Consider the following 9,758-nt stretch of genomic DNA (forward strand, 5'->3'; position numbering starts at 1 on the left):
GAAAGAATACCCCCATGAATCACCGTTACGATTTTGTTTATCTCTTTGATGTCACCGATGGTAATCCTAATGGCGATCCCGATGCCGGCAATCTTCCTCGGCTGGATGCCGAAACAGGACAGGGGCTGGTGACGGATGTCTGTATTAAACGAAAGATCCGGAATTATATTGGACTCACTAAAGAGGAACAGCCTCCCTATGAAATCTACATCAAGGAAAAAGCAGTCCTGAACCAGCAGCATGAAAGGGCCTATCAGGCACTGGATGTAGACCCAAAAGCAAAAGGAGATCGGAATAAAGGAGATAACGCGACTAAAATTACGCAATGGATGTGCCAGAATTTTTTCGACATCCGTGCTTTCGGTGCTGTAATGACGACAGGTGTTAATGCAGGGCAGGTTCGCGGTCCAGTTCAGTTCACCTTTGGAAGAAGTATTGATCCTATCATCTCTGCTGAGCATTCCATAACACGCTGTGCAGTTACTACAGAGAAGGAGGCCGAAAAACAGGAGGGAGACAATCGTACCATGGGGAGAAAGTTCACAGTTCCCTATGGCCTGTATCGGATGCACGGGTTTATCAATGCCAATCTGGCTGCACAAACCGGTTTTGAAAGTAATGGGGAGGACCTTGAACTCCTCTGGTCCGCCCTGGCAAATATGTTCGATCATGATCGTGCCGCAGCACGCGGACAGATGTCGCCGCAGGAGTTGATTGTATTTCAGCATGAAAGTCCCCTGGGGAATGCTCCCGCACATAAACTGTTCAGTCGCGTCAAAATTGAGCGTTGTGAATCAAATGGAGCTTCGGGGCCGCCTCGTTCATTCAGTGATTACAAAGTTACAGTGGTCGACGATGATCTCCCACAAGGAATCTCAGTCGAAAGAAAGATCTGAATTGAGTGGCCCCCGGGAAATGTTTTTCGGGGGCCACATTGTCTGGTTCGGTTTTAATGGTATCCCAATGCATTCTCAAAAGTGGAGTGCAGCATATGACATTTAACGAAGATGATCTGGTTCCGATCTCTGCATTACAACATCTGATATTTTGTCCGCGACAGTGTGCCTTGATCCATCTCGAACGTTTATGGGCAGAGAATCAGTGGACGGCAGAGGGACGAATTCTACATAAGAAAGCAGAAAGCGGGAAATCAACTACCAGAAACGGCATTCGTATTACTCGTGATCTACCGCTTCACAGCCTTGAATATGGTCTGATTGGTAAGGCAGATATCATCGAGTGGCATCCCCCAGCCGGTTTGCAAAAGGCAAATAGCGGGACTCTCAAAGACCTCATTCATGAACATCGTGGTCAGTCCCTGACAGGCTGGACAGTCCTGCCAATTGAATACAAACGCGGACAACCAAAACAAAACGATTCTGACCGGGTTCAACTATGCGCTCAGGTATTGTGCCTGGAAGAAATGCTGGGAATTTCTATCGGTCGAGGTTTGCTTTTTTATGGAAAAAAACAGCACCGTTTTGAAGTTATTCTGGATGATTCTTTGCGGAATACTACCATCGACACGATTCAGCAAATGCACGATCTCATGACCTCTGGCTCAACTCCTCCGGCTGAATATGGTCCGAAATGTCAAAGTTGCTCACTATTTGAACTCTGTTTGCCACAAACGTTCCAGAATACTTCAGCCAGTCAGTGGCTGAATCAGCAGGTCCTCAACTCCATAAAATGACAGTGAGTACAAACATGAAAACCCATTTGAATACGCTCTTTGTCACGACAGAAGGATCTTACCTGGCCAAGGAAGGAGATACCGTTTCAATTCGCTTGAATCGCCAGACTCAAACCCGTCTGCCTTTTCATAATCTTGACAGTATTGTCTGTATCGGACGGATTAGCTTAAGTCCGCAACTGATGCAGGCAGCCAGTCAGGCAGGGATATCGATTTCTCTACTCGACGAACGTGGACGGTTCCGGGCGCTGATACAGGGCTTTACATCAGGCAATGTTCTGCTGCGTAGAGAGCAGTATCGAGCCGCAGATAATGAAGAGAGAACGTTTACATTGGCCCGCTCTTTTGTGCTAGGCAAGCTTGCCAACTGCCGCACTGTCTTACGCAGGGCGATTCGAGATGCGAATGTACTTGAACCTAGAGTACAGACAATTGAGAGAGCGGCTGTCCGTATGAAGATCGCGATTGAAGCGGCCACTACAGCCTCTGATATTCACGAACTCCGCGGGATCGAAGGTGAGGCGGCTACGCAATATTTCTCGGCTTTTAATTCTCTGCAGACTCAGTTTCAGGAATGTTTTGCATTTCAGAAACGATCGAAACGTCCTCCCCTGGATTCGATCAATTCGTTGATGTCATTTATATATACACTCCTTACACATGATGTACGCTCTGCCTGTGAAGCTACAGGTCTGGATGCTGCGGTGGGATATCTTCACCGGGATCGCCCTGGCAGGCCCGGTTTGGCCCTGGACTTAATAGAAGAGTTTCGTCCCTGGTTAGCGGATCGCCTGGTGTTTTCATTGATCAATCGGCAGCAGCTGAATTCTTCAGCCTTTCAAACGCTGGAAAACGGAGCTGTGGTTATCTCTCCGGAAGCCAGACGAACAATTCTGACTGCTTGGCAGCAACGTAAAAGTGAAGAAATCTTCCATCCTTTCATCAACGAAAAGATTACAATAGGCCTCTTACCACTCATTCAAGCTCGCCTACTGGCACGACACCTCCGTGGTGATCTTGATCTCTACCCTCCATTTCTCTGGAAATAAAGGACCTCCGATTCGTGTATGTCCTGGTTACTTACGACATTTCCACTGCTGATCCAAAAGGCCAGAAACGATTACGTCGTATGGCAAAGGCCTGTGAGAATATCGGTCAGCGTGTTCAAAACTCAGTTTTTGAGATTAAAGCTGATGCGGGGCAATGGACGCTTTACAAAGCCATTCTTTTAGAGATAGCCGACCTTTCCCAGGATAGCCTTCGCTTTTATAATCTGGGAAATAACTGGGAGCGACGTGTGGAGCATCATGGCTCGAAAGACGGTTACAATATTGATGGTCCACTGATTATGTAATCGTTTCCAGCAACCTCATTTCAAATTGCGAACCCAATGCGCGCTCATATGAGCCAGATGTTTCGCACTTCTTCCAACTTGTTACTTTTAATGGATTTATATACTTTGAATTATAGTGACCTCGTAAATCAGTATGGAAAAGCATCTGCTTCGCGAATCAGTTCGTCCAGGCAATTGCAGCATAGTGGTTTACAGCATCGCTATCGCCCCTCACGTAGGGGCGCGGATTGAAACACTATCTTCAACCTACAAGCGGCTGACTATCGAATCGCCCCTCACGTAGGGGCGCGGATTGAAACCCGAAAGCCAGCTTTGAAGCCAAGGCAGATCCGAATCGCCCCTCACGTAGGGGCGCGGATTGAAACACAGCAGGAGACAGGGACACTCGGTTGGTGATTATCGCCCCTCACGTAGGGGCGCGGATTGAAACAAGATTGACGGCAGCGCCTCGACCTCGGCGATTGATCGCCCCTCACGTAGGGGCGCGGATTGAAACTCCATAAACACAATAGTCCTCAATCTTCACGCGATCGCCCCTCACGTAGGGGCGCGGATTGAAACTACGACTCAGACCGCACATACACAATGGTGGTTCATCGCCCCTCACGTAGGGGCGCGGATTGAAACACCGGATAGTCCCCTGTGATAAGACGCACGATACATCGCCCCTCACGTAGGGGCGCGGATTGAAACTGGCTCCACTTTCGCGGGCACTTCAAGTCACTTCACATCGCCCCTCACGTAGGGGCGCGGATTGAAACACCTTAGAGAAACGCGGATTCGAAAATCTTCGATCGCCCCTCACGTAGGGGCGCGGATTGAAACTGAGGTCCGCTGCTAATACACAGGAAGGAGAGTAATCGCCCCTCACGTAGGGGCGCGGATTGAAACACAGTTGAGACATTACGGAGTAGATGACATGGCAGATCGCCCCTCACGTAGGGGCGCGGATTGAAACAATTTTGGCAACCATAATATGATCGCCTGGTTCCATCGCCCCTCACGTAGGGGCGCGGATTGAAACAAGCGGTTACACCTGAACCTGAAGACCAGCTCTAATCGCCCCTCACGTAGGGGCGCGGATTGAAACTTCACAGGCGTGATACCTGCGGTACTGAGTGGAATCGCCCCTCACGTAGGGGCGCGGATTGAAACTCGACAGAGCGATCGGCATTGTGGCTCCTGGGTGATCGCCCCTCACGTAGGGGCGCGGATTGAAACATTGAGGATCCTGGCATTGTTGTCGAGAAGACCGAATCGCCCCTCACGTAGGGGCGCGGATTGAAACCCTCCAGGGTGGACCGACTTAGAGGTCTCGGAAACATCGCCCCTCACGTAGGGGCGCGGATTGAAACAGAATAGAGCGTGGTTTCTCCGATCTGCTCGGTATCGCCCCTCACGTAGGGGCGCGGATTGAAACCCACCAACCCGAAAAAACCCCGCATTTTATACTATCGCCCCTCACGTAGGGGCGCGGATTGAAACAGAAACATCATCCGCACGATCGGCAACATATACAGCATCGCCCCTCACGTAGGGGCGCGGATTGAAACACGGATACCACTCTGCAGAAGAATTGATTGTCAATCGCCCCTCACGTAGGGGCGCGGATTGAAACTGATAAGTGGGGGCTCCAAAGAAGATCGGTCGAGCATCGCCCCTCACGTAGGGGCGCGGATTGAAACGATCCAGAATTTGATGCCGAGCTGCTGCAGTTCCAGCATCGCCCCTCACGTAGGGGCGCGGATTGAAACGGTGTAGGGAATGCGGATCGTCGGACAGTTCCACATCGCCCCTCACGTAGGGGCGCGGATTGAAACTGAATGGTGATTTCCAGAAAGGGGACACGACGATATCGCCCCTCACGTAGGGGCGCGGATTGAAACCGGTTCCTGAATGTTGGTGGAATACTGAATTGTCATCGCCCCTCACGTAGGGGCGCGGATTGAAACTGGAAAATGGCATCCATGTCGATCCAGGCGACGGCATCGCCCCTCACGTAGGGGCGCGGATTGAAACAATTCCACCCAGCCCGACATCAGAGCCGACATTGATCGCCCCTCACGTAGGGGCGCGGATTGAAACAGGGATGGATGAATCAGCTTGACGTAATCCATGATCGCCCCTCACGTAGGGGCGCGGATTGAAACATGGTGGTCTGGTAACTGGTGAACTGACCGCCGGATCGCCCCTCACGTAGGGGCGCGGATTGAAACAAGCCCACTGGTCTCTATGTCCCTGATACCAAGATCGCCCCTCACGTAGGGGCGCGGATTGAAACTTTTGCTGCTTCCCTCTGACCGCTGAATGCACCAATCGCCCCTCACGTAGGGGCGCGGATTGAAACACCTTCTGATAAACTTTGCTGTTTTCGATGGTGAATCGCCCCTCACGTAGGGGCGCGGATTGAAACACGACACCGCGCGGGTCTTGCTGTGCAACGCCAATCGCCCCTCACGTAGGGGCGCGGATTGAAACTGAGGCCAGACCTTGAGGCTTATCAGGACCGCAAGATCGCCCCTCACGTAGGGGCGCGGATTGAAACAACGAAGCAATGGAAGACACCGAGACAAGCAGATATCGCCCCTCACGTAGGGGCGCGGATTGAAACATTTCCCGGCGAGCAGGTGCCGTGACTGTTCGTTATCGCCCCTCACGTAGGGGCGCGGATTGAAACAACTCAGGTGGCTCGCGTTGGGGCAGATGGCGACATCGCCCCTCACGTAGGGGCGCGGATTGAAACCGGACAATGTCGTCATCCGGGAACTGGCCCACAGATCGCCCCTCACGTAGGGGCGCGGATTGAAACGCCGCTTCGGTACGTATTCCTCACCCGCTCCGAATATCGCCCCTCACGTAGGGGCGCGGATTGAAACATCGGTCTGGACATCGTCCAGAATGGCGAAATCCATCGCCCCTCACGTATCCGAAAGAGTTCGCCATTAACCAGTAAGTATAGGACTCTGCGATTTATACAATTGGTAGTTGAAGCTGAGTCGGAGATAGACTTATATGTCACCATTAGCAATAGCATCCATTGAGTGGATTAATACTTGTTTTTTAAAAGTATTGCCTGGAGCGTTTCAACAAAGTCGTTCAGAGTCAGCCCCATTGCCTTGCAAATATCATAGAGCTCCAGAATGTCGAGTCTGCGTTCCCCGGACTCATATTTGCTGACAAATGACTGAGGCCGCCCCAATCGCTTGGCTACATCATCCTGGCGCAGGCCTGCTTCTTTCCTAGTTTCTCGCAGTAAATCGAGCAGAATGCGCTGCCGTTGCGTATATAGATTCTTTTTCAAACTCCCTGTACCTCCCAAAAAAGTACAGGGAGATTACATCCCACTTGAGGATATCCCATTACAGGATATAATGGTCCGATCGAAGTATCTTTTTCACTAGTCGGTTTGATACTTGGAGATGTACAGCCTCCATGATTTTGGAGCACCCCATCCGGAGCCAAATCCTGAATACTGGTCGGTCACAACATCGTCCCTAAATGATTGATTCTGGAAATTCCATCCAGTGAAAACGATCAAAACATTCTCGTCGGAAGTGGTGTGCGAGGCGGGTTTTGTAAATTAAGACATCGAGATGATTCTGAACTACAGAATGCATTCACTATCAACATAATAATTAAAGATGACTTCGCGGATGGGAGTGAGTGGTATGGAATTCAAAGAGGTTGATTCCAAATGGTGGTTGGCGAATGGCGATCAGCATGAGGGGCCGTTCTCTGTAGAAGAAATTCTCGCACGGGTGACTGAGTCCGACTTGAGAAACGATCAACTGGCGTGCCCAGTTGGAGGCAGTGAATGGAAACCGCTCACTGAATGGGATGCATTTGCTGAAAAAATAGATCACACTGAACTGATCCCCCCTCCCCCTCCGTTACCATCACAAAATCCTGGCAAAGCTCCCTGGAACCCGACTCATCTCTGGTACTTGGGATTTCTTTTCACCCCTCTGTGGTTAGGGATTCTTGCCGCCATTAACAGCAAAAGACTGGAACAAAAAATATCAGTCTGGGGTCCCGTGGGATTGGGAGCCGGCTGGCTCGTCGCTGACATTTTTTTTGATCAGTTCGTTCTAAGCTCCCTGATTATCTCAATATTACTGCTAGGGGGATTTGCGTTCGCGTTCTGGTACTTGTTTCTTGAGAAACAGCAGGAACAGTTTGAATCCATTACGGAGACTAATAAGAGCCCTGGTAGCTGGTTAGTCCCCTGTCTAGCCGGATCTCCGTTGGCCCTGCTTCAGCTGGCTGGACTTGCCGTTGCATTTCTTCCAACTAGTCCACGGGATGTCTGTAGTGAGTTTCTGGCCGCTGATACTCCCGATGAAGCAAAACAATATACCACATCTAACATGATGCCGATTATTCGGCAGTTCGAGCTTCTCGAAACTCTTCTCAAGCAACTTCCAGAATCACAGGTAGACGGAGAAGAGATTGAATACTTTCAACTGACTGACGAAGCTGAAGCTGCTCCCGATGTCGGTGGGTATTTAGTTGGTTACCGGTCTACGATGCCTGACGAAAATGGTGGTACTTTCACCCTGAATGGTTATTTTCATTTATTAGAAGTCAAGGATGAATGGAAAATTGACAGCTGGATCATTACGCACTTCAACAATCAACCCCTGGATAACGGCCCCTCATCGATGTTGACTTTTTACCGGGGGATCACTGATGAACTGCAGCGACAGATTGAACAGAAATCTCCAACTGTAAAAGGTAAAAACCCGCTGAAACGAGATTATTCGATTTATAACTATGATATCACACAGACAGACAAATCGAATGCTCCAGTTTCCACAGAAAAAATGCCCCCTCAAAAGCCCTCGATTTCAAAAGAATCAAACGAAAAATCTGACAAAAAGAGTTCCGACATCAAAAGTGTGATCATTGGATTTCTTCAAAGTATCTTCGGAGAGATCGGAGGTCGAATCGTCTTTGTGCTGATCATAATCGGAGCCATATACATCTACTCAAGTAATACACGCTCTTGATTTCTCTCCAGAAAAACATCTGGAAAAGCCAACGCACATTTTAGATTATCTGCCCACAAAGGAACTTGAGTAATGTCAGTTGGAACAGTCGATCCCAAATGGTGGATCGCAAAAGCCGAGATACCAGACGGACCATTTGACGTTGAAATCGTACGCGAACGGATCAGGACACTTGAGCTCTTTCCAGATAACCTTGCTTGTCCAGTTGGTGGGAATGAGTGGAAACCACTTAGAGAGTGGAAGGATGCATTCGAAGACGCAATTTCTGTTGCTGTATCACGACTTCCACCACCTCCACCTCTTACTTCCACCACGGATTGTGTTCAGGCAAATTCGGCTCCGGAAATGTTAACCCTTCATCCAAGGGGAGAAAGAATATCAATCTCAGAAAATACAGAGGGGCAGCCTAGCAACTCATCAGAACCTCCACCCAATTTTGCCTACGGAGCAAATGACGCATTCGAACCCTATCTCCAGAATATCCTGGATTTAAAACAATACATGAACCCGGGCTGGATCTTATACCTGATGATAATGGTTCCGTTTTTGCTACCAAACTTTGGCTCGACTCCTGATAGTCCCTGGTTTCTTGCAATCATTGCGACAATCTGCGGTGGCATTCTCTTCTCTGTATTGATTAAATCCGGGGAAAATGATTACGGGATCGGGATCGGTGCCTTCATCTTTACATTCATCATTGCAATTCCGTTGCTCTTTTTCTTCCAGGAGATGGCTACCAAATATGCAGGTACTCCATTTTCGGAAGTCATGAAGACCGGCGGAGGGCGTTTCAAAATCTTTCTCTGTCTAACCTGGTTAATCGGAAATGGCTACAACCAGATCTCTCCAGATGATATGGGAGCGAGCCTACCTTTCTTTTACCATTTTGTTGCAATGTTCTCGAGTGTCGCTTTATGCGAGGAAGTGTTGAAATTCATTCCTGTAATGTACGTGGCGAAATCTACCGCGGGAGACTGGAAGCAGAGAGGTTTGTTCGTGGGAGCCCTGTCAGGGCTCGGCTTCGGTATTGTGGAAGGAGTGATGTACCATTCTCAGATGTATCAGCTCCAGGAAATGCCGCTCTCGATCTATTTGCTGCGATTCTTCTCAGTGGCAATGTTGCATGGCTGCTGGACAACAATTTCTGCAGCCTGTTTTTATCATCTATTAGAAAATACGGATGATAATTCTCATAAACCGCCAACAGACATCTTTGAATATACGTTTTTGATTCTATTTTCTGTGATATCTTCGATGGCCCTGCATAGTCTCTATAACGTTCTCGTTGCACGGTCGTTGTTTCTGGGTTTACTGGTAGCATGGTTGACTGTATTTATCACAGTGCGAGTATTTGACTCTCGACCTGAGCCCCAGAACCTGCCTTGTACGGATTCAGCTTGAACGGAGTGATCCGCCAGTTTCCTTTGGCTGTTGCAACCAATCCCAGGCTTTGGAACACATCCGGCCCACGCTCGACGGCCGATCAGTTCGAAATCCCTGAACGGTATGGCCGCTGCCGCCACTGTGCCTGTGCGGTATCCAGGCACAGCAACGTGGACGTCGCTGCCCCTGATACCAGCAGATTGTACATTCTGTACTGCATGTCTCATTCAATATTGACGACGAATTCACCGCTTCTCGCGACACAGACACCGTTCTTGACAACGAAACATTCCACCCAATGCATCCCTGGGAATTTAGT

The 9,758-nt window shown here is 49.5% G+C and carries 9 protein-coding genes; 7 read left to right on the plus strand and 2 right to left on the minus strand.

Annotated elements, in window-relative coordinates; translation table 11 throughout:
* The first annotated feature begins 14 nt into the window (after nt 1-14).
* The 5 genes from cas7c (at nt 15) to HG66A1_RS32920 (ending at nt 5,154) form a co-directional block, all read left to right on the plus strand.
* Nucleotides 15-896 (plus strand): type I-C CRISPR-associated protein Cas7/Csd2, encoded by an 882-nt coding sequence (cas7c, locus tag HG66A1_RS26685; protein WP_145191465.1) that lies wholly within the window; start codon nt 15-17, stop codon nt 894-896.
* A 95-nt stretch (nt 897-991) separates the two neighbouring features.
* Nucleotides 992-1,693, plus strand: coding sequence for a CRISPR-associated protein Cas4 (gene cas4, locus HG66A1_RS26690; RefSeq protein ID WP_145191468.1), 702 nt, complete (start codon nt 992-994; stop codon nt 1,691-1,693).
* A gap of 14 nt (nt 1,694-1,707) precedes the next feature.
* The gene (cas1c, locus tag HG66A1_RS26695; RefSeq protein WP_145191471.1) at nt 1,708-2,742 is read left to right on the plus strand and encodes a type I-C CRISPR-associated endonuclease Cas1c; all 1,035 of its coding nucleotides are present in this window, start codon (nt 1,708-1,710) and stop codon (nt 2,740-2,742) included.
* A 14-nt stretch (nt 2,743-2,756) separates the two neighbouring features.
* Complete coding sequence (cas2, locus tag HG66A1_RS26700) at nt 2,757-3,047, plus strand: CRISPR-associated endonuclease Cas2 (protein WP_145191473.1); 291 nt, start codon at nt 2,757-2,759, stop codon at nt 3,045-3,047.
* A gap of 1,945 nt (nt 3,048-4,992) precedes the next feature.
* Nucleotides 4,993-5,154, plus strand: a complete 162-nt coding sequence (locus HG66A1_RS32920) for a hypothetical protein (RefSeq protein WP_409999457.1) — start codon at nt 4,993-4,995, stop codon at nt 5,152-5,154.
* Nucleotides 5,155-6,093: 939 nt separating this feature from the next.
* On the opposite strand, the gene HG66A1_RS26705 is transcribed toward HG66A1_RS32920, so the two are convergent.
* Nucleotides 6,094-6,348 carry a helix-turn-helix domain-containing protein gene (locus HG66A1_RS26705; protein ID WP_145191476.1) on the minus strand — a complete coding sequence of 85 codons (255 nt, stop codon included), beginning with the start codon at nt 6,346-6,348 and terminating at the stop codon, nt 6,094-6,096.
* Nucleotides 6,349-6,715: 367 nt separating this feature from the next.
* Between HG66A1_RS26705 and HG66A1_RS26710 the strand changes: the two genes are divergently transcribed.
* A complete protein-coding gene (locus tag HG66A1_RS26710) occupies nt 6,716-8,056 on the plus strand; it encodes a GYF domain-containing protein (protein WP_197996830.1) in 1,341 nt (446 codons plus the stop codon).
* Nucleotides 8,057-8,128: 72 nt separating this feature from the next.
* A complete protein-coding gene (locus tag HG66A1_RS26715) occupies nt 8,129-9,457 on the plus strand; it encodes a PrsW family glutamic-type intramembrane protease (RefSeq protein ID WP_145191482.1) in 1,329 nt (442 codons plus the stop codon).
* Between the two features lie 205 nt (nt 9,458-9,662).
* Here HG66A1_RS26715 and HG66A1_RS32925 read toward each other — a convergent pair.
* Nucleotides 9,663-9,758, minus strand: a 96-nt coding sequence (locus HG66A1_RS32925; protein WP_197996831.1) for a nucleotide-binding domain-containing protein, incomplete at its 5' end; no start/stop codon positions are given.

The organism is Gimesia chilikensis (assembly GCF_007744075.1).
Taxonomy (GTDB): domain Bacteria; phylum Planctomycetota; class Planctomycetia; order Planctomycetales; family Planctomycetaceae; genus Gimesia; species Gimesia chilikensis_A.

Excerpts from the sequence above, each read along its gene's own strand:
- cas7c (WP_145191465.1), top strand. The coding sequence starts at position 15 with ATGAATCACCGTTACGATTTTGTTTATCTCTTTGATGTCACCGATGGT.
- cas4 (WP_145191468.1), top strand. The coding sequence starts at position 992 with ATGACATTTAACGAAGATGATCTGGTTCCGATCTCTGCATTACAACAT.
- cas1c (WP_145191471.1), top strand. The coding sequence starts at position 1,708 with ATGAAAACCCATTTGAATACGCTCTTTGTCACGACAGAAGGATCTTAC.
- HG66A1_RS26710 (WP_197996830.1), top strand. The coding sequence starts at position 6,716 with ATGGAATTCAAAGAGGTTGATTCCAAATGGTGGTTGGCGAATGGCGAT.
- HG66A1_RS26715 (WP_145191482.1), top strand. The coding sequence starts at position 8,129 with ATGTCAGTTGGAACAGTCGATCCCAAATGGTGGATCGCAAAAGCCGAG.